Genomic DNA, 20099 nt, shown 5'->3' on the forward strand with positions numbered 1-20099 from the left:
GGCTTTTCCTGATAAATTAAACTGTCAATTAGATAGATTTACCCATTGTTTTTTATAAATTTTATACTGGTCAATATTGGCTAGATATCTTTGATTTTGCATCACCGGAATTGTGGCCCCAGCTAATAAACCTGCACCTAATGCCGTTCCAGTCGAGCCCGAAACAGCAATCACTTCGCGCTCTGAAAATCCAGCCAATGCTGAGAGATAGAAACTGTTTGCCGCAAATGGCCCCTCGACAATAATCGGCCCACCCGCACCCAACAGATCGAGACATGCTTCCGTCATCAGCGCCGCGTAAAGACAGGCAGCAATATAAAGCGCTTCCGAGCTGGCACTTTCTGTATTGATCCAGCGCAGACTTGTGTCCGGGTAAGGACCGCAGCCCGGAACAGCAGATGGCAGCGCCATGATGCCACGCTTCAGAACCTGCTCAACCACTCTGGCACTCTCCTTCAATGAAGGTGCATCGATGCCTTCGGTCATAAGGTCGAATTCCCGCCCACCCATATAGCGGGCGGAGGGGACAGCACGACCATAGGCATCGACATTTGCCAGCGTATCGCGCTTCGGATCGAGGCCCTCAAGATTACCGCCCACCGCAAAGCTCACCACCCAAGTACCAGTAGAGACAACTGAGAACGGCGGCTTACGATCCATGAGATGTGATAGCAGCGATGCATTTGAATCGTGAAGCCCGCAGTGAACCGGTACGGGGGGCGATAATCCGATTTCATCGGCTATTTCCGGGCGCAGTGTTCCAAGCGCATCAAAAGCGGACCGCAAGGGCGGAAACTTGCCTTCAAGGCCTAGACTTTCGACCAGCGACGAAAAGCTACCCCTCTTTGGACACCACAGGTCTGTGTGGCAACCGAGCGATGTAACTTCCACAGAAGCAATTCCGGTAAGCCGATATGCCCAATATTGCGGGTAGGTCAGAATGCGGTGCACATTCGCAAAATCATCGGGAAATTCCTTTTTCAGATAATGAAGTTGCGCACCGACATTAAGCCCCAGCGATAGTGTCGGCGAGAAGGTTTCTTCAAAAGAAGGTTTGATGCGAGCATAAGCTGCATGAATTTCAGACCCGTAATCGTGCTCATAGTCGAGTAAAGGCATGGCAAGCTCGCCATTTTTATCAAGCAGGGCAGCGCATGCACCGTGGGTCGTTATTGATATGGCATCAAAACCCGGCTCTCTGGCAAAGGCTTTCAGGCTCTCGATGAAGAAGCGCCACAAAGCCTCAATGTCATAATGCGGATATGGGCCATCGCGTAGGACCGTGTTCGGTGTGCGACGAACCGCAATCTCTTCTCCCGTTTCTGAGTTCAAAAGAACGGTCTTGGCATTGGTCTTGCCGATATCGAGAATGGCAATGCGCTTCATGGCATATGAAATACGAGGTTGAGGTTGGAGGAGATCGGCGCGTTATCGGGGTTGGTTTCCATGATGTCCGCCATATACGCCCACCACTTTTTCATCACCGGATGATCGGGCAAGACTGCCATGTCATGCGGCTTGGTGCGTGTCAGCACACCAAACAGAATATGCGTATCCTCATCCAGCCATATTGAATAATCAGAAACGCCCGCCTCATGCAGAAGATCAACGAGTTCAGGCCAGATTTCGTCATGGCGGCGGCGATATTCAGCCTCCATGCCGGGATATAGCTGCATCCGGAAAGCATAGCGCTCAGTTGTCATGTCCTGTGCCTCGCCTTGAATTTTCGGCCAAGGATCGGAAGCGAAATTGTGATGATCAACAAAAGGCCAATGAAGATAGACATTACAATACCTGGCACATTGAGAAGCCCAAGCCCGAAGGTCACGAGCCCCATAACGAAGGCGGCAATCACTACGCCGATGATGCTGCCTGCGCCGCCCAGGATAGACACACCGCCAAGCACGACCATTGTGACCACCTCAAGTTCCCATCCCTGTGCGATGGAAGGCCGGGTGGAGCCAAGGCGAGACGTAAGACAGACGGCAGCAATGCCGCTCATGACACCGGTTAGCAAAAACAGGGTAAACTTCATCCGCGCTACCGGAATACCTGAAAAGCGCGCTGCGAATTCATTGTTACCGATGGCATAGATCCGCCGGCCGAAACTAGTGCAGTGAAGGAGCGTGCCGAAAATGATGGCAGCCACTATGAACAGCACAAATTCAAATGAGAAAACCCAGAAAACATAACCCTGCCCGAAATAAGCAAAGCTTGCCGGGTAGCCACCATAAGCTTTATCGCCAAGCACGATATAGGAAACACCGCGAAAGAGGCTCATAGTGCCAATGGTGACCACAATGGAGGGGAGTTTCAACCCTGCAACAAGACCCCCATTAATTGCTCCGCAGACAAGACCGGTGCCAATACCTATCAGGACCAATCCGGGCGTGCCGACGCCTGCTTGTGCCGCAGCTCCCATCGTTGTGGAGGCCAGTGCGATAATTGCTGCGACCGACAGATCAATTTCGCCGGATATGATCAATAGCGTCATGGCAAAAGCGATGAGTGCTTTTTCCGTAAAATTGAAGGTCGCATCCGACAAGTTCCAAGCATTGAGGAAAAATGGCGAGGCAAAGGCATTCGCAATGAAGATCGCAATGGCAACGCCAAGCAGCAACATTTCCCAGCTGGCGAACAGGCGCGTATAGGAGGTTCCAAGCCGATCAGGGATTTGACGGCGTTCGGTTATTTCGTTCACGCGGCTGGCTCCTCATAAGTCTTTGCGGCTTTCTCACGCAAAATGATGCGTCCACCGCGCTTTTCCTGTCGTGCATTGAAGATCACAGCGGCGATGATGACAGCGCCGGAAATCGCCATTTGCCAGAAGGGAGAAATATTGATGACGGGCAGGGCGTTCTTGATCACGCCGAGAAACAAAGCGCCAAGCACCGCACCAACTGCTGTGCCGATGCCGCCCACAATTGAAATGCCGCCAATCACACATGCTGCAACACTATCGAGCTCGAACCCGTTGGCGATATCGACATAGGCAACTGCATAGCGCGATACCCAGAGGTATCCGCAAAGCCCAGCCAGAGAACCTGAGAGTACGAAGGCCAGAAAGCGTGTGCGCCCGACATCGATGCCTGCATAGACCGCTGCTGTTGGATTGCCGCCGGATGCATAAAGCGCGCGTCCAAAGAAACTGCGTGTCAGCAGCACAAAGACCAGCGCAACAATTACGATGGCTGTCCAGCCCAGCAAAGGCAGGCCAAGGAAGACGGTGCGTGGCGTATTCAGAAATGGCGCTGTCATCTGGTGCGCATTCACCCACGCACCGCCGGAAAGCACAAAGGCCATGCCGCGATAGATGGTGAGTGTGCCAAGCGTGACCACAATCGCCGGGATATCAAGTTTCCAGACAAGTATACCGTTGATTGCGCCGAGGATCGCGCCGATGCCAATGGCGGTTATGATCAGGAGGATCAGCGGTAGCTCCGGGAAGGTTGCATTGAGCATCGCCACAGCCATACCGGTAAAAGCCAGGTTGGCCGCAACGGAAAGATCAATGGATTTAGTGAGAATGACCGACATCTGGCCCAGTGCCAGTATGATCAGGATCGACGTGTCATTGAAGATATTTGCCAGATTACGTGGTGAGGCAAAGCCAGGTGCGCGCAAAGAGAACAACCCGATCATAATCGCAATGATAACAAGCAGCAGGACTTCGCGCTGTTTGAGAAGCTGTTTCATATTCATCCCGCATTCCCCGTTGCAGCACGCACCAACACTTCTGCATCAAGCCCTGCTCGATCAAAAATACCTTCCATCAAACCTTCCCGCATGACCATGACACGATCCGACATACCAATGATTTCAGGCAGTTCCGACGAAATCATAATAATGCTGAGACCTTCGGCAGCAAGCTCACTGATGAATTCATGAACGGCGGCTTTGGAACCTATATCGATGCCCTTGGTCGGCTCATCGAGAATGATGATCTTTGGATTGGTTGCAAGCCACTTGCCAATAACAACCTTCTGTTGATTGCCACCAGAAAGCGTTCCGACAGGTACAGAAAGTGCTGCGGCGCGAAGATCAAACCGCTCGGCATATTTGCGCGCGAGCTTGAATTCTTCCGCCATGCGCAAAAACCCGTTACGCGATGTGCGTCCAAGCGAGGGCAGGGAAACATTCTGGAAAATCGGCATTTGCAAAACTGCGCCGTGCCGACCGCGCTCTTCGGGAACATAGACAATGCCATGCGCGATGGCTTCGCCAGAGCGGCGTATTCTGATTTCCTTGCCCTCCAGGGTTACACGCCCCTCAGAAGGTGTTGTCATGCCAAACAATGATTGCGCGAACTCTGAACGACCTGCACCAACAAGCCCATAAATGCCGAGAATTTCGCCACGCCTGAGATGAAATGAAATGTCGCGAAACTCTGTTGGATGCGAATAATTTTCAACACTGAGAACCGTGTCGCCAAGCGCAAAATCCTGCTTGGGAAAAGCTTTCGCGACAGAACGTCCAACCATCAGCCGGACGATTTCTTTTTCGTTCATTTCGGAGAGAAGTCCGTGTCCCACCGCACAACCATCGCGGAAAACCGCATAATGATCGGCGACTTCATAAACTTCATCAAACTTGTGGCTGATAAACAGGATCGCTTTGCCTTGCGCCTTCAGGCGCTCGACGATCCGAAAAAGATCGTCGACCTCTTTGCGTGAAAGTGCTGCCGTTGGTTCGTCCATGATGACGATCTGCGCATCAACCGACAGCGCACGTGCGATTGCCACAAGATGTCGTTGCGCAATCGAAAGCTCCTTGAGCTTGATGCGGGCATCGACAGTAATTTCAAGTGAGGAGAGCAGGGCCTGTGCCCGTGCATAAACGGCACTCCAATTCACAAAACCAAGCTTTGTGCGTGGCGCATGACCAAGATAGATATTTTCACCGACGGATAATTCGTCAAAAAGTACGGTTTCCTGATGAATTGCTGTTACGCCCGCATTGGTCGCATCCTGCGCTGTCGCAAAACGCAATGCTTTGCCGTCGATAACGATTTCGCCGTCATCGGGCTGGTAGATCCCGGTCAGGATCTTAACGAGGGTCGATTTGCCTGCACCGTTTTCACCAATGAGTGCAGTTACCTTGCCGGGGTAAAGCGCAATATTGACATTATCGAGCGCGCGGACGCCGGGAAATGTCTTGGTAATGCCGCGCATCTCCAGCAACGGTTGAACCGTTCCATCAACAGGCCCCGCAGACAAGGTCGATTGCCCGCTTTTTTGCAAAGCTGCATTCATCAGAAATACCTGAAATAAATTCGGAAGATGATGGCGGTGTCAGGTGCTGCCTTACACCGCCAACCTCAATCAAGTCTCAATCTGAAATCAGAAGACCTTGGAGAATTCGTCGATGTTCGAGGCATCATAAACGAACGGATCGCTCATCGCCGCTTCGCCGTTTTCGCCAATCTTGATCTTGCCCATGCGGCCAGCTTCGATTTCCGAGCCCGGCTTGCCGTCTGCATCACCCTTTACGAGGTGATAGGCAATCTGCGTTGCGGAATAGCCGAGATCAATCGGGTTCCAGATCGCAAATTCCTTGGTCGCACCCGACTTGATGGCACCAGCCATTTCAGATGGAAGGCCAAGGCCGGTCACATAAACATCGCCGATCTTGCCTGCATCTTTAACTGCCTGCGAGGCCGCGAGTACACCAACGGTGGTCGGCGCCACAATCACCTTCACATCTGGATTGGAGGTGAGGAGGCCTTGCGCTTCGCGATAGCTCTTGTCGGCAAGGTCGTCACCGTAAACGGTGGTTACGAGATTGAGGCCCGGAAAATCCTTGAGCTGCTTCTTCATCTCGTCAATCCAGATGTTCTGGTTGGTCGAGGTGGTCGTTGCCGACAGGATTGCGAAATCACCCTTGCCGTCCGGCAAATGGTGAGCTGCAAGCGTCAGGCACATTTTGCCGATCAGATCATTTGACGAGGGATTAAGATGGACAATGCGACCTTCGGCAGCAACACCGGAATCCCAAGAGATAACCTTGATGCCGCGCTGTGCGGCCTTCTTGAGCGCTGGAACAACAGCATCCGGATCGTTGGCCGAGATAGCGATTGCGTCGACACCCTGAGCGATCAACGAGTTGATGACTTCGATCTGGCCTTCAGCAGTGGTCGTTGTCGGGCCAGTATAAATGACCTCAACGCCACCCAATTCTTTGGCGGCTTCCTGTGCGCCCTTATTGGCCGCTTCAAAGAAGCCGTTACCAAGCGATTTCGCGACAAGTGCGATCTTCATGTCGGCAGACTGAGCGGCAGTCGCCATGAAGGCAACCGCAAGCGCTGTGCTCATTGCCAGTTTCTTGAAAAGTTTCATGTCCTATTCCTCCCGATTAAGAACATTAAGATTGATAAGTCCGGTTCAGGCGACTTCTGTGGCTTCCCCCCGTTCGCTGCCCTTACCGGCATTGGCAGAAACCTGAGCCACGATGAGCTTGATGCCTGCATTTTCCACCATCCGCCGCGCCTCATCCGAGATGCCATCATCGGTAATCAGCGTGCTGATACGGTCGAGAGGACAGAGAATAAGGCTGGAGCGACGGGTGAATTTCGATGAATCGACCATCAGAACAATATCGTCTGCCTGGCCCATCAGTTTTTGTTCACTCTGAATGATCAGTGCGTCCGATTCCATCACGCCGAGAGGGCTGACGCCCTGACAGCCCATGAACATGCATCGACCGTAGAAATTACGGATCACATCGTTATCAAAGGGCGAAAGAATAAGGCTCTGATCGCGATAAATGGCTCCGCCAGGCACGATAACTGTGCTTTTGGACTGACGCAGAAGGTGTTCGGCAATGGCAAAGGAATTGGTCAGAACCTGCAATCGACGCGCTGCGAGGTAGTGCACCATCTGAAAAGTGGTTGAACCACCATTGATAATGATGCTGTCGCCTTCCTCGCAAAGCGACACAGCTTCGCGAGCGATTGCACGCTTGCGGTCAGTATTTTCCGTTTCCGATACTTTAAAAGGTCGGCCAGCAAGACTGCCAAGCTGTGGTGGATGAATGGCCTCTGCGCCACCACGTACTCGCTTGATACGGCCCTGCATATGAAGCGATGCAATGTCGCGCCGAAGAGTCGCTTCGGACGCCTCCGTCAATTCCACCAGATCCTGAATGGTGATCACCGGCTTCTCCTGAACTGCGCTCAGGATAATACGGTGGCGCTCTCTTTCGTGCATGGCTCCTCCTTTTTCTTGTATCAAACACAAATGCGGGCAGTGTCAATCATAAACAATCATATTTATGCAGAATAAGAATAGTATTGCTTATTTTTGATCGTTTGTGATTGACATTAATTTGCACATTACGCCATATCTGTCGCCAACATGATCGTTTGTGCGCGAAAAAGAAAGTGCGCAATCAGGTCTTCACCATAAAACGGGAGGATGACATGGTGGCCGAAAGCAGGTTTTTGGATAACCGCTGGGATGATGCCAAGGCAGCGACGCTGGATGAACCGGGTAAATTGCTTTATCGCTCCAATCTCCTTGGCTCCGACAAGCGCATCACCAATTATGGCGGCGGCAATACGTCTGCAAAGGTGGAGGAAATTGATCCGCTGACAGGCCAGAAAGTTCAGGTTCTCTGGGTCAAAGGTTCAGGCGGCGATGTTGGCACGATCAAGCTGGATGGCTTTGCCACGCTTTATCAGGATAAGCTTGATGCACTGAAGGGTATTTACAAGGGGGTTGACGATGAAGACCGCATGGTCGGCTTTCTTCCGCATTGTACCTTCAACCTCAATCCGCGCGCCGCTTCCATTGATACGCCGCTACATGGTTTTGTACCATTCATCCATGTCGATCACATGCATCCTGACGCGATCATCGCGATCGCCGCATCTAAGAACTCCCGCGAACTGACCGCCGAGATTTTTGGCGATGATATTGGCTGGCTGCCTTGGCGCCGACCGGGCTTCCAGCTTGGCCTCGACCTCGAAGCCTTTGTGAAGTCAAATCCGAAGGCAAAGGGTGTAGTCCTTGAAAGTCATGGTCTTTTCACTTGGGCCAATGATGCAAAGACCTGTTATGAAACGACCCTGGCAATCATCAACAAGGCTATCGAATGGCTTGATCAGAAGACCGACGATAAAGCTGCTTTCGGTGGAGCTGTCGCACAAAGCCTCGAAGCATCGGAACGTCGCGCCATTGCCGCGCGTCTTATGCCGGAGATTCGCGGTCTTATTGGAAACAGCGAACGCAAGCTTGGTCATTTTGATGATCAGGAGGCTGTGCTTGAATTCGTTAACGCGAAACATCTTCAGCCGTTGGCTCGCCTGGGCACATCCTGCCCGGATCACTTCCTGCGTACGAAAATCCGCCCGCTTGTAATCGATTTTGACCCAGCCAAGCCCGATGTGGATCGTATAGTTGACGGACTGGACGCCGCGTTGGAAACCTACCGCGCTGACTACGCCCGCTATTATGAGAGCTGCAAGCGCGATAATTCGCCAAAAATGCGCGATCCAAACCCGGTAATTTTCCTGATCCCGGGCGTTGGTATGCTGTCATTTGCACGCGACAAGGCTACCGCGCGCATTGCCGGTGAGTTCTACGTCAACGCGATCAACGTCATGCGCGGCGCATCTGCCGTGTCCGAATATCAAGGCTTGCCGGAGCAGGAAGCCTTCGACATCGAATATTGGTTGCTCGAAGAAGCAAAACTCCAGCGGATGCCAAAGCCGAAAAGCCTAGCAGGGCGTATCGCACTCATTACCGGTGGAGCAGGTGGTATCGGTTACGCGACCGCAGAACATCTTGCAGGCGAGGGTGCTTGCGTGGTTCTGGCTGATATTGACGCAGGGTCGCTCAAATCCGCTCATGATAATTTGTCGAAACGCTTCGGCGCGGATCAGGTGCGTAGCGTCGAGCTGAATGTGACCGATGAGAAGGCCGTGATAAGCGCCTTCATCGAGGCAAGTGTTGAACTTGGTGGCATTGATATTCTGGTTTCCAATGCGGGTATTGCATCATCGGCACCCATCGAAACTACCGAGCTTTCGATGTGGAATCGCAATATCGACATTCTCGCTACAGGGTATTTTCTTGTCTCTCGTGAGGCATTCCGGTTATTCCGGCGTCAAAAACTTGGGGGAAATGTTGTTTTCGTGGCATCCAAGAACGGTCTGGCCGCGTCACCCGGCGCATCCGCTTATTGCACTGCAAAGGCGGCCGAAATTCATCTGGCACGTTGTCTGGCACTCGAAGGCGCAGAGATCGGCATTCGGGTGAATGTCGTCAATCCTGATGCTGTTTTGCGTGGCTCGAAAATCTGGGATGGTGAGTGGCGGGAGCAGCGCGCAGCTTCTTCCAAAATCGACGTCACGGAGCTCGAGGAACATTACCGCAAGCGCTCCCTTTTGAAGCTCAATGTGCTGCCCGAAGATATTGCGGAAGCCATCTACTTCCTCGCGAGTGATGCCTCGGCCAAATCTACCGGCAATATCATTAATGTGGATGCCGGAAACCAGCAAAGCTTCCCGCGCTGATCATTGAAAAGGCTGGCGAGGCGATCTTGCCTTCCTGCCTTTTATCCAAGAAATTGAGGGCATTCTGGGAGGAACCATGTCCGAACAACGTATTGCAGCCGATTTCATCGCTGAGCATAATTTCGGTTACGAAAGCCCATTGAAGAGCGATTATCAGGCGCTTGGCGACCACCTTGCACGCCGCGGCATTGAAATCGAAAAAATCACCGAAAAGGTCGCGAAGTATTATGTTGCCGTACCGTCTTGGGGTACGGGAACGGGCGGCACCCGCTTCGGTCGCTTTCCGGGGCGTGGTGAACCACGGGGTATTTTTGACAAGCTCAATGATTGCGCCGTTATCAACGAGCTATCGCGTGCAACGCCAAATGTCTCGTTGCATATTCCATGGGATAAAGCCGATCCGAAAGAGCTGATGGCACATGCCGCTGCCCTGGGTCTTGGCTTTGATGCGATGAACTCCAACACGTTTGCGGATTCAGCCGATCAGCAACATTCTTATAAGTATGGCTCACTTACGCATGTGGATGCGGCAGTCCGCGCGCAGGCCGTTGAGCACAATATTGAGTGTATTGAAATCGGAAATGCTATTGGCTCCAAGGCGCTGACGGTTTGGCTTGCTGACGGCTCAAACTTCCCGGGCCAGCAGAATTTCACCCGCGCTTTCGAGCGTTATCTGCATTCGATGAGCGAGATTTATAAGGCGCTGCCGGATGATTGGCGGTTGTTCTCTGAGCATAAGATGTACGAGCCTGCCTTCTATTCGACGGTCGTGCAGGACTGGGGTACAAATTACCTCATAGCCTCAACGCTTGGTCCAAAAGCGCAATGTCTGGTTGATCTTGGCCATCACGCCCCAAATGCCAATATCGAAATGATTGTTGCCCGGCTGATGCAGTTTGGAAAGCTTGGCGGCTTCCACTTCAACGACAGCAAATATGGTGATGATGATCTTGATGCGGGGTCTATTGATCCTTATCGCCTGTTCCTTGTTTTCAACGAATTGGTGGATGCGGATTATCGCGGTGTGAAGGATTTTCATCCTGCCCACATGATCGATCAATCGCATAATGTGACTGATCCGCTGGAAAGCCTCATCTCTTCAGCCAACGAAATACGCCGTGCTTATGCGCAAGCACTGTTGGTGGATCGCGAGGCTCTCGAAACCTATCAGCAGGAAAACGATGCTCTGATGGCATCAGACACGCTGAAACGTGCGTATCGCACAGATGTTGAGCCTATATTGGCCGAAGCACGTCGCCGAACTGGTGGGGCGATTGAACCAATTTCGGCCTATCGCGCCAGCGGCTATCGCGAAAAAGTTGCCAAAGAGCGTCCTGAAAGCAAAAGTGACGGCGGCGCATTCAATTAAAGCAATTCAATCGGGGATCGTCCTTGTAAGAACGATCCCCGATTGGTTTCGACTATTGCATAATTACACTGTGATAGCGCACGGCGCTCTATTGCGCTTTTCTGAATGTCAGATTGTAACGATAACGCCCCAGCTGCGGGTGTTCGCCGTCTTTAAGCGCCAGAATGCCATGATAGAACAGCCTTGAGGGGCCACCCCAGACAACCACGTCACCATGATGCAGCAAAAATTTGCGCACGGGGTCATTGCGCTGCGAACCACCAAACTGAAATGTCGCGGGAAGGCCAAGCGATACGGACACAATCGGATTGGTGAAATCCTTCTCGTCCTTATCCTGATGAAGCGACATCTTTGCACCCGGTTCATAGCGATTGATGAGGCAGGCATCGGGTGAAAATGCAGCATAACCCGCTTCCTGCGCAACAGTTTCAGCCAGATTAAGCAAAGCATCCGGCATCTCGGGCCATGGCCTGTCAGTTTCTGGATCGGCTGGACTGTAACGATAGCCGCGGCGATCTGTGACCCAACCGAATGAACCACAATTGGTCATCGCCACAGACATGCGAAAACCGCCCGGGGTGGTCATGTGGCGAAAGGGTGCTTCTTCAGCGACACTTCGTAATGCACTGATAACGTCTTTAGCGTTCGCAAGAGCAAAACCGCGCAAAAGCATCGCTCCGTCTGTCAGATTTTCACGCGTTTCGAGATTGGAAAAGAGATCGTTCATTGAGCGATCTTAGCATAAAGTCCTGCCACCGCTTCCCGAAAATTGCTTCCAAATTTGTCCTCTTGACAATGCACAAGACTCGTAACATATAAAGTTACATGAAAAGAGACAGCAAATTATCGGGCGTTCTGCACGTCCTCCTTCACATGGCTGAATATCAGAGGCCGGTGACTTCCGAGATGCTGGCGAAAGCAATGGGCACCAATCCTGTTGTGATCCGTCGCGTTATGGGCGGCCTGCGCGAGCAGGGCTATGTTCGCTCCGAAAAAGGACATGGTGGTGGTTGGGAGATCGCCTGTGATCTATCAAAGGTCACGTTGCGACACATCTATGATGCTATCGGCAAACCGTCGCTGCTTGCCATGAGCAATCGCACCGAAATGCCGGGATGCATCGTTGAGCAGGCAGTGAATGCCTCTCTGAACAAAGCGTTTCATGACGCAGAGGAACTCCTGTTGAAACGCTTTGGAGAAGTGTCACTCGCCATGTTGAGCGAGGATTTCCATAAACGCGCCCTCGAACGCGGCGCGACATTCGATTTGGAGACAGCTCATGACGCATCATGATGCAATCATTATCGGCGGAAGTTTTGCCGGGCTCACCGCTGCCACCTACATCGCTCGTGGCAGACGATCTGTCCGCGTGATCGACGCAGGCAAGCCCCGCAATCGCTTTGCTGAGCACTCGCATGGCTTCTTTGCGCAGGATGGCAGCAATCCGGCAGCCATGCTTGAAACGGCAAGAACTCAGGTGCTGGCCTATCCCAGTGTCGAAATAACCAAAGGACAGGCCATTGGTGGAACCGGGGGGATTGATGAGTTTTCAATCGAACTCGATACAGGCGAGACAGTGCGCGGACGCAGGCTCATTTTTGCCTTTGGTATCTCGGACGAATTACCAGATGTGCCGGGACTCCCGGAACGATGGGGCAATTCGGTTATCCATTGTCCATATTGCCATGGCTATGAGTTCAGCGGCAGAAAACTTGGTGTACTGAACCTTTCACCAATGTCAGCCCATCAGGCCATGCTAATCGCAGAATGGGGGCCGACAACATTCTATTTGAATGGTGGCAATGAACCAGACGAAGCGACACTCCTGGAACTGGAAAATCGCGGCATAACTATAGAACCTGCCAAAGTTGTGGGATTACGAGGCGAGGGGACTTCTCTGTCGGAAATCGAATTGGCTGATGGCCGGATGACTTCCGCAGAGGCGCTATATATTGCTCCCCGCAACCGGCTCAACAGTTCTCTTGTCGAACAATTCGGCTGCACACTCGAAGAAATGCCGCTTGGTAAAACTATCAAGACAGACGAGATGAAAGCGACAAGTGTTGCGGGAATTTATGCGGCAGGCGATGTTACACGCGGCGCGCATAGCGTTGCCTGGTCTGTTTCGGATGGAGTTACCGCAGGCGTCTCGGCTCACCGTTCGCTTGTTTTTTAGAGTTGTAATACATTATAAAAAAACGGGGCCAATGCCCCGTTTTTATTGCTAATTTATAACTATGCATCAGTTCCGAAACGTTCTTCGCTCAGTGCTGCCGCCATTAGCGCTTTGGTGTATTCCTCATGCGGATTATCGAAGACCTGCTCTGTATCACCTTGCTCCACGATCTTACCGTTCTTCATCACGATCACGTAGTCTGATACCGCCCGGACCACTGCCATGTCATGGCTGATGAAGATGTAGGAAAGTCCATAATCCTTTTGCAAATCACGCAAGAGAGTGACGATCTGCTTCTGAACCGAACGATCAAGCGCACTTGTCGGTTCATCAAGGACGATCACTTTCGGTTTAAGGATCATGGTACGGGCAATCGCGATACGTTGACGTTGACCACCGGAAAACTCGTGCGGATACCGGTTGCGCATCGCGGGATCCATGCCTACTTCCTTAAGCGCTTCACAGGCACGGCGGTCGCGTTCCTTGGCCGACAGGTTCGGCTCATGGATCAAAAGCCCTTCGGTAATGATGCGGCCCACAGTCATGCGTGGGCTTAGAGAACCGAACGGATCCTGAAACACAAGCTGCAATTCGCGGCGCTTTGGCCGCATGGCCTGCGATTCAACAGGCAACTCCTTGCCAAGATAAGCCACACGTCCTTCGGACGGCAGCAATCGCAGGATAGCACGACCAAGCGTCGATTTGCCCGAACCGGATTCCCCAACAATACCGATGGTTTGGCCCTGTTTAAGCGTCAGTGAAACATCGTTGACGGCAGTGAGATAGGTTGCAGCACCCAGCCATGGTTTGTTGATAAGGAAGTTGACCTTCACATTATCAGCGCGGATCAGCACAGGTGCCTCATCAGGCGGTGAGAGCTTTTCGCCTTCCGGTTCGGCATCGAGAAGCATTTTCGTATAAGGATGCTTAGGCGCAGTGAAGAGCTTGTCAGTTTCGTTGGTCTCAACGACCTCACCATAACGCATGACATAAACCCGATCCGCAAACCGGCGGACAATCCCGAGATCATGCGTGATGAAGACCACGGCCATGCCGAGCCGCTTTTGCAGATCTGCCAGCAGGTCGAGTATCTGTGCCTGAATGGTGACGTCGAGCGCAGTCGTCGGCTCGTCAGCGATCAGAACATCCGGCTCGTTGGCGAGCGCCATGGCAATCATCACACGCTGGCGCTGTCCACCCGAAAGCTCGTAAGGATAACTGTCGATGCGGCGTTCGGGTTCTGGAATACCAACCAGTTTTAGCAGTTCAAGAATACGCGGACGCGCTTCCTTTTTGCTCATACCCCGGTGATAACGCAACGGTTCTGCCAACTGATCGCCGATGCGATAAAGCGGATCGAGTGAGGTCATCGGCTCTTGAAAGATCATTGTGATCTTTGCGCCGCGTATCTTGTTGAGTGCCTTATCGGTCATGCCGATCAGGTCCTGCCCGCGATAAAGCGCTTGCCCTGTAGCCCTGCCGTTCTGGGCCAGCAGGCCCATCATTGCCATGGTTGTTTGGCTTTTACCGGAGCCAGATTCACCAACAATGGCTACCGTCTCACCAGCTTTGACGTCCAGATTGATGCCGCGCACGGCATCAACTGGACCGTCATTTGTATCGAAGGTAACGCGCAGATCGCGCACGCTCAGAATGTTTTCGTTCGTCATCTCAGCGATCCTTCGGGTCAAGGCTGTCACGCAGGCCATCGCCCAAGAAGTTCAGCGCAAACAGAATGATGGTGAGAGTTGCGGCAGGCCAGATCAATTGCCAGCTTGCGCCGCGCATGTTCTGTGCACCTTCCGAGATGAGAAGACCGAGCGAGGTGAGTGGGTCCTGCACACCGAGACCGAGGAATGACAGAAGGCTTTCAAGAAGAATTGCCTTGGGCACCAACAGTGTCACGAAGACGATGACCGGTCCGAGCGCGTTCGGAATGATGTGTCGTGTAATGACGCCACGCCGTGTTGCGCCTAGCGCTTCCGCTGCCTGCACGAATTCCTGTCGTTTAAGGCTCAATGTCTGCCCACGCACGATGCGCGCCATATCCAGCCATTCGGTTGCACCAATGGCAATGAAGATGATGAAAATCGACCTCCCAAAGAAGACGAGCATCAATATGACGAAAAAGATGAAGGGCAGGGAATAGAGAATATCGACAAGCCGCATCATGATGTTGTCGGCACGGCCACCGAGGTAGCCCGATATCGCGCCATATCCAACGCCGAGCACCAAAGCCATTGCCGAAGCCAACAGGCCGATAGCGAGTGACATACGAACGCCAATGAAAATGCGTGTCATCAAATCGCGGCCAAGATTATCTGTACCGAGTACAAAATAGTTGCGCGAGACGTTGAGTGTAAGCTTGCCCGATAATCCATCTGCAGCAAGTTCGATTTTCGGATTGCTAAACAGGTCAGAGCGCTGGAAATAACGCAACACGCGCTCATCGGTCGGGCGCTGGGCGGTGAAGTTAACCAACACACTGTTGCCGTTCAATTCCGGCTCCGCTGACGCGTCAAGGCGGGCGCGGGCAAGTTCACGTTCCAGTCCGGGCATAATCGTATCGGCACGCGGATATGCTTCCAGACTTGGAGCCACGCGCACGAACTGCGGATAGATTTTGTCATAAGGATGCGGGCTGATCATGGGTCCAAAAATGCCGACAAGTGCCAGCACGATGAGGACGATGGCACTTGTAACAGCCGCCTTGTTCTTGCGCAGACGCAACCAAGCATCCTGCCAGAGCGAGCGGCTTTGGACTGAACCCAATTTTTCTGTTTCCACGGCTGCAGTAAAATCAGTCATAGCGAACCCTCGGATCAAGCCATGCATAAAGGAGGTCGACGATGAGATTAAACACCACGACGAAAACGGAAATAACAACCACGGTGCCCATGACCATCGTGTAATCGCGGCTCAACGCGCCCTGCACGAAGTAGCGACCAATGCCGGGAATACCGAAGATGGTTTCAACGACAACAGAGCCGGTAAGAAGTGCCGCGGCTGTCGGGCCGAGATAGGAAACAGCGGGCAGCATCGCAGCACGCAAGGCATGTACGCCGACCACGACGCGCGATGGCAGGCCATAGGCGCGGGCGGTGCGAACATGATTGGCGCGCAAGGCTTCAATGGTTGCGCCGCGCACGAGGCGCGCAATAACGCCAACCTGCGGCAAAGCCAGAGTTAGCACCGGCAATATCCAGTACGTGATATTCGCAGACGACCAGCCCCCGGCTGGGACCCAGCCAAGAATGACACCGAAAAGCAGGCTGAGGAGGGGAGCAACAACGAAGTTGGGCGTTGTGATACCGAAAGTGGCAAGTGCTACAACGAAATAATCAATGGAAGAATTCTGTTTCAGCGCTGCAATTGTACCGAGAAATGTTCCGATAATCGCAGCAAGACTAAGCGCCAAAGCGCCAAGCATGACCGAAACCGGCAGACCGGAAGCAAACAGGTCATTCACGGTAAAATCGCGACGCGTGAAGCTTGGTCCAAGATCACCACGCAGCAGATTGCCTAGATAAATCAGATACTGCTGCCAAAGCGGCGCATCCATATTATAGGCCTTCTTGAGGTTTTCAAGAATAAGGGGGTCGATCGGACGCTCCAGATCGAAAGGCCCGCCGGGTGCCAGTCTTATAAGGAAGAATGTCAAAGTCACTATGATAAAGATCGTGGGTATTGCACTACCCAATCGTCGGAGCGTGTAGCCCAGCATTTTTATTTCCCTTCTTTGCCGGAACACTCAAAATGTGATCCTGCAAATCCCATTTCCGCATAATTTTTAGATCGGACCCGATTGAAGAAAATTATGCAGCCTTTTACGTTTTAGAGCGTCTTTTTGTGCGCCTTTAGGCGCGCGGCGCTCTAAGGGCGTTCCTGTTTTTGTTTAGCCTTTTATCGACAGCCAATGCGTGGCGTGCGAATTCATCAGGTTGTCGTCGTAGCCTTTGACCTTGTCGGCAACCAATGCGGTAGATGAATAGTAGAGCAGAGGAATAGCAGCCCCGTCTTGGAGCAAAATCTCCTCTGCGTTGGTGAGGATTTTCGCCCGTTCACCCAAATCTGCCGTGGTGGCTGATTTCATCATCAGCGCGTCATAATCCTTGTTCGACCATTGCGCATAGTTGAAGTAGCTGTCGCTCGCGAAGAGTGACAGAAACGAGTTCGGATCGTTGTAATCCCCAACCCAGCCATCGCGTGCGATATCGAACATGCCTTTTTGCTCAAGGTAATTGAAATAAGTCGTGCCATCGACTTCGTCGAGCGTAGCATTGATACCAATATCTTTGAGCATGTCGGCAATCGCCGCCATCGTGTTCTTGTGATTTTCCGACGTGCTATATTTCAGCACTATCGACAGACTACCAGGTGTGACGCCCGCATCTGCCAACAGCTTTTTTGCCTTCTCCTCGCGATCAAGAATGTCTTCTTTGGCGTAGCTCAGCTGCGGTCCGTCTTTGACGTAATTATTGATGCCGGGAGGCACCATCGAGCTGGCAGGGAGCATTGTACCGCGCCAGACTTCCTGTGCAACCAGACCTTCATAAAGATCTTTTAAAACACGGTCTTCCTGAACCGTTGTGGTGAGCTGTTGATCCAGCGTTGATGGATCCATGTCATTTCCACGGTTAAGTACAATTGCAGCTGAAGAGGCGCTGCCAAGCGAAACCAGACAAACGCCTGTCAACAAAATTTCGCGAACCATCGAAAACTCCCATAAAACTTTAAAAATATATGCCCCATGAAAAGGGGTCCTCCGACCCTCCCGCGGTCGAAAGAAAAAGGGGCTGCGCCACTAGAGCGCCGTGTGCCCTTTCGGACGCACAAAGGACGCTCTAACTCATTTGATCTACACATCCTGCTTTTCAAAAATCGATTTCGATTTTTGGGCCGATGCTGGCGGCGCAGCCCGAATTGAAAATTACTGTTTGAACGAAAGCCAGCGGGTTTTGTGGCTGTCCATAATGTTATCGTTCCAGCCGTCGACCTTGTCGGAAACAAGAGCGCGCGAAGAATAATAAAGGATCGGAATATTGCTCATATCATCGAGTTTGAGCTGCTCAGCTTCGGCGAGAACTTTTGCACGAGCATCGAGATCAAGTATTTTGGCAGCTTCAGCCATTTTCGCATCATATTCAGGGTTTTTCACCTTGGAATAGTTGAAGCTGACATCGCTCTGGCTGATATAGAGGAAGTTCTGCGGATCGTTGTAATCACCGATCCAGCCAGCGCGTGCGATATCAAATGGACCATCTTCACGCAGGAAGTTGAAGTAGGTAGCGCCTTCGGTTTCGTTGAGCGTTGCTTTCACACCGATATTACCGAGCTGATCAGCAATTGCCGCCATTGTATTCTTGTTATTTTCAGATGTGTTGTAGAGCAACTCAATCGAAAGCGTGTTTGGTTCAACGCCTGCTTCCTTCAGGAGTTCCTTGGCCTTGTCTTCACGATCGAGCATATCGTCGGAATAGTCGAGCTTTGGCGCATCCTTGACGTAATGATTGATGCCCGGAGGAACCATAGAATAGCCTGGCAGCATGGTACCCTGCCAAACCTGATCGGCAATGAAGTCTCGATCAATCGCCATTGAAAGGGCCTGACGAACACGGGGATCTTTTAGCTTGCTGTCGGCAGTCTTGCCTTTGACTGGCAGATAGTAGACGCCAAGATATGGCGCCATGCGGAACTCTTTGGAGAGGTTCTTTTTCACATAATCCATCTGCTCAGCTGGAACGTCAGAACAGATCTGAACTTCCTTGGCTTCGAAACGGCGCATGCAGCTGGCGCGATCTTCGAATGGAATCCAGTTGATCGTATCGATCTTGACCTGATCTGCTTCGTAATAATTCGGGTTTTTCTTCATGACGATCTTGTCGTTTGGCGTGAAGCTGACAAGCTCATAAGCGCCATTCGTCACCATCTTGCCCGGTGTCGTAAACTTGTCGCCATTTTCCTCAACGCTCTTCTGGTGCAGCGGGAAACCCGTCTGGTGCGTTAGAAGTTCAAGGAAATAAGGAGCAGGGGAGTTCAGCGTCACCTTCAGCGTGTGATCATCGACTGCTTCAACCCCAAGCTCATCAATTGGCTTTTTGCCACCAGCAACATCTTCAGCATTTTTGATCACAAACAGCATGCTGGCATAACCCGCAGCGGTCTTTGGGTCCATCAGACGGCGGAACGCAAATTGGAAATCACCGGCTGTAACCGGATCGCCGTTCGACCACTTGGCATTATCGCGTAGGTGGAAAGTGTATGAAGTGCCATCTTCCGAAATATCCCAAGACTTTGCCACACCCGGTACGGCTTCGCCATCTGCATTCTGAATGGTCAGGCCGTCGTAAAGATCACGAAGCACATTACCTTCAGAAACTGTGGACGTGCGATGATGGTCTAGCGTTGCCGGATCGGTATCGTTGCCACGATTTAGAACAGTCTCAGCCGATGCCGCTCCCATCAGCGCCAGAAGACACACGCTTGTCAGTAAAGTTTTGCGAAACACGAAGAACCCCTCCTTGGTAATTTTTGAAATGGCGTGCATCTTATGGATAAGATTGACTCTTGCAAGAGAAGTTCTTAACGCATTGAATTAGTGGATGGATTTACTACGGTAGCACTAATTTAGAAGACAACAAAAATGGTACGCAGTAGCTATCAAACACGGATTTACGGATAGTATAAGACGAAAAAAAATCACGAAAAATCCTTATTTTGCGGCACTTTTGCGCTGCTGCTGTCAGTAGTTTTATTCAGTTCTTGACATACGATTCGCTTAAATTTTGATCAGCGATTTCGAGTTGTGGAAAACATTGAACGTAAGCGTTGTTTGCCCGATCATCGGGACATCACATTAAACTCGTCGCAGACGTTTTATCACAATAAGGCGCTGGTTTTTTATTGTTGAGTATGTTCCATAAGATAGATTATGCGATCAGTATGTGTAGGGGCTATTTAGTAATGCGACAGTTGGGCCAGTTAGAGATGCGACGTGTCGCCTCTTGAGGTGCTGGTCAATGTCAACGTTGGAGGCAAGG

At 51.9% G+C, this 20099-nt stretch carries 16 protein-coding genes and 1 pseudogene; 4 read left to right on the forward strand and 13 right to left on the reverse strand.

Going from position 1 to position 20099, the window contains the following annotated elements:
* Positions 1-24: 24 nt before the first annotated feature.
* From QBD00_RS09235 to QBD00_RS09265, 7 genes are all read right to left on the reverse strand, one after another.
* Complete coding sequence (locus QBD00_RS09235; protein WP_318579267.1) at positions 25-1386, reverse strand: FGGY-family carbohydrate kinase; 1362 nt, start codon at positions 1384-1386, stop codon at positions 25-27.
* A complete protein-coding gene (rhaM, locus tag QBD00_RS09240) occupies positions 1383-1703 on the reverse strand; it encodes an L-rhamnose mutarotase (protein ID WP_318579268.1) in 321 nt (106 codons plus the stop codon). The genes QBD00_RS09235 and rhaM overlap by 4 nt, the downstream gene beginning before the upstream one ends.
* Entirely contained in the window at positions 1700-2701 is a 1002-nt protein-coding gene (locus QBD00_RS09245; protein ID WP_318579269.1) for an ABC transporter permease, read from the reverse strand. The genes rhaM and QBD00_RS09245 overlap by 4 nt, the downstream gene beginning before the upstream one ends.
* On the reverse strand, positions 2698-3696 hold the full coding sequence (locus QBD00_RS09250; RefSeq protein WP_264230967.1) for an ABC transporter permease: 999 nt from the start codon (positions 3694-3696) through the stop codon (positions 2698-2700). Before QBD00_RS09250 ends, QBD00_RS09245 begins: the two co-directional genes overlap by 4 nt.
* 2 nt (positions 3697-3698) lie before the next feature.
* Entirely contained in the window at positions 3699-5252 is a 1554-nt protein-coding gene (locus QBD00_RS09255; RefSeq protein WP_412535005.1) for a sugar ABC transporter ATP-binding protein, read from the reverse strand.
* Positions 5253-5339: 87 nt separating this feature from the next.
* A complete protein-coding gene (gene rhaS / locus QBD00_RS09260; protein ID WP_318579270.1) occupies positions 5340-6335 on the reverse strand; it encodes a rhamnose ABC transporter substrate-binding protein in 996 nt (331 codons plus the stop codon).
* Between the two features lie 45 nt (positions 6336-6380).
* Entirely contained in the window at positions 6381-7205 is an 825-nt protein-coding gene (locus QBD00_RS09265; protein ID WP_318579271.1) for a DeoR/GlpR family DNA-binding transcription regulator, read from the reverse strand.
* A gap of 212 nt (positions 7206-7417) precedes the next feature.
* Here QBD00_RS09265 and QBD00_RS09270 point away from each other — a divergent pair, with 212 nt between their 5' ends.
* Both QBD00_RS09270 and rhaI read left to right on the forward strand, forming a co-directional pair.
* Positions 7418-9514, forward strand: coding sequence for a bifunctional rhamnulose-1-phosphate aldolase/short-chain dehydrogenase (locus tag QBD00_RS09270; protein WP_318579272.1), 2097 nt, complete (start codon positions 7418-7420; stop codon positions 9512-9514).
* A gap of 76 nt (positions 9515-9590) precedes the next feature.
* Positions 9591-10883 carry an L-rhamnose catabolism isomerase gene (rhaI, locus tag QBD00_RS09275; protein ID WP_318579273.1) on the forward strand — a complete coding sequence of 431 codons (1293 nt, stop codon included), beginning with the start codon at positions 9591-9593 and terminating at the stop codon, positions 10881-10883.
* A gap of 88 nt (positions 10884-10971) precedes the next feature.
* On the opposite strand, the gene alkB is transcribed toward rhaI, so the two are convergent.
* Positions 10972-11610, reverse strand: a complete 639-nt coding sequence (gene alkB / locus QBD00_RS09280; protein WP_318579274.1) for a DNA oxidative demethylase AlkB — start codon at positions 11608-11610, stop codon at positions 10972-10974.
* 98 nt (positions 11611-11708) lie between these two features.
* Between alkB and QBD00_RS09285 the strand changes: the two genes are divergently transcribed.
* Both QBD00_RS09285 and QBD00_RS09290 read left to right on the forward strand, forming a co-directional pair.
* Positions 11709-12176, forward strand: coding sequence for an Rrf2 family transcriptional regulator (locus QBD00_RS09285; RefSeq protein ID WP_318579275.1), 468 nt, complete (start codon positions 11709-11711; stop codon positions 12174-12176).
* Positions 12163-13059, forward strand: coding sequence for an NAD(P)/FAD-dependent oxidoreductase (locus QBD00_RS09290; protein WP_318579276.1), 897 nt, complete (start codon positions 12163-12165; stop codon positions 13057-13059). Before QBD00_RS09285 ends, QBD00_RS09290 begins: the two co-directional genes overlap by 14 nt.
* A gap of 59 nt (positions 13060-13118) precedes the next feature.
* On the opposite strand, the gene QBD00_RS09295 is transcribed toward QBD00_RS09290, so the two are convergent.
* The 5 genes and pseudogenes from QBD00_RS09295 to QBD00_RS09315 form a co-directional block, all read right to left on the reverse strand.
* Complete coding sequence (locus QBD00_RS09295; RefSeq protein WP_318579277.1) at positions 13119-14729, reverse strand: ABC transporter ATP-binding protein; 1611 nt, start codon at positions 14727-14729, stop codon at positions 13119-13121.
* A gap of 1 nt (position 14730) precedes the next feature.
* Complete coding sequence (locus QBD00_RS09300) at positions 14731-15867, reverse strand: ABC transporter permease (protein WP_318579278.1); 1137 nt, start codon at positions 15865-15867, stop codon at positions 14731-14733.
* Positions 15860-16783: an ABC transporter permease gene (locus tag QBD00_RS09305; RefSeq protein ID WP_151092341.1), complete on the reverse strand. Its 924-nt coding sequence runs from the start codon at positions 16781-16783 to the stop codon at positions 15860-15862. The genes QBD00_RS09300 and QBD00_RS09305 overlap by 8 nt, the downstream gene beginning before the upstream one ends.
* Positions 16784-16954: 171 nt before the next feature.
* Positions 16955-17602 (reverse strand): annotated as a pseudogene (locus QBD00_RS09310) (ABC transporter substrate-binding protein); the annotation flags it as partial.
* Positions 17603-17989: 387 nt separating this feature from the next.
* Positions 17990-19567, reverse strand: a complete 1578-nt coding sequence (locus QBD00_RS09315; RefSeq protein ID WP_264230814.1) for a peptide ABC transporter substrate-binding protein — start codon at positions 19565-19567, stop codon at positions 17990-17992.
* Positions 19568-20099: the final 532 nt, after the last annotated feature.

Origin of the sequence: Ochrobactrum sp. AN78, from assembly GCF_029909885.1 — a bacterium.
GTDB classification, from domain to species: domain Bacteria; phylum Pseudomonadota; class Alphaproteobacteria; order Rhizobiales; family Rhizobiaceae; genus Brucella; species Brucella quorumnocens.

Excerpts from the sequence above, each read along its gene's own strand:
- QBD00_RS09300 (WP_318579278.1), bottom strand. The coding sequence starts at position 15,867 with ATGACTGATTTTACTGCAGCCGTGGAAACAGAAAAATTGGGTTCAGTC.
- rhaI (WP_318579273.1), top strand. The coding sequence starts at position 9,591 with ATGTCCGAACAACGTATTGCAGCCGATTTCATCGCTGAGCATAATTTC.
- QBD00_RS09270 (WP_318579272.1), top strand. The coding sequence starts at position 7,418 with ATGGTGGCCGAAAGCAGGTTTTTGGATAACCGCTGGGATGATGCCAAG.
- QBD00_RS09250 (WP_264230967.1), bottom strand. The coding sequence starts at position 3,696 with ATGAAACAGCTTCTCAAACAGCGCGAAGTCCTGCTGCTTGTTATCATT.
- QBD00_RS09235 (WP_318579267.1), bottom strand. The coding sequence starts at position 1,386 with ATGAAGCGCATTGCCATTCTCGATATCGGCAAGACCAATGCCAAGACC.
- rhaS (WP_318579270.1), bottom strand. The coding sequence starts at position 6,335 with ATGAAACTTTTCAAGAAACTGGCAATGAGCACAGCGCTTGCGGTTGCC.
- QBD00_RS09285 (WP_318579275.1), top strand. The coding sequence starts at position 11,709 with ATGAAAAGAGACAGCAAATTATCGGGCGTTCTGCACGTCCTCCTTCAC.
- QBD00_RS09290 (WP_318579276.1), top strand. The coding sequence starts at position 12,163 with ATGACGCATCATGATGCAATCATTATCGGCGGAAGTTTTGCCGGGCTC.
- QBD00_RS09255 (WP_412535005.1), bottom strand. The coding sequence starts at position 5,252 with ATGAATGCAGCTTTGCAAAAAAGCGGGCAATCGACCTTGTCTGCGGGG.
- QBD00_RS09295 (WP_318579277.1), bottom strand. The coding sequence starts at position 14,729 with ATGACGAACGAAAACATTCTGAGCGTGCGCGATCTGCGCGTTACCTTC.
- rhaM (WP_318579268.1), bottom strand. The coding sequence starts at position 1,703 with ATGACAACTGAGCGCTATGCTTTCCGGATGCAGCTATATCCCGGCATG.
- alkB (WP_318579274.1), bottom strand. The coding sequence starts at position 11,610 with ATGAACGATCTCTTTTCCAATCTCGAAACGCGTGAAAATCTGACAGAC.
- QBD00_RS09305 (WP_151092341.1), bottom strand. The coding sequence starts at position 16,783 with ATGCTGGGCTACACGCTCCGACGATTGGGTAGTGCAATACCCACGATC.
- QBD00_RS09265 (WP_318579271.1), bottom strand. The coding sequence starts at position 7,205 with ATGCACGAAAGAGAGCGCCACCGTATTATCCTGAGCGCAGTTCAGGAG.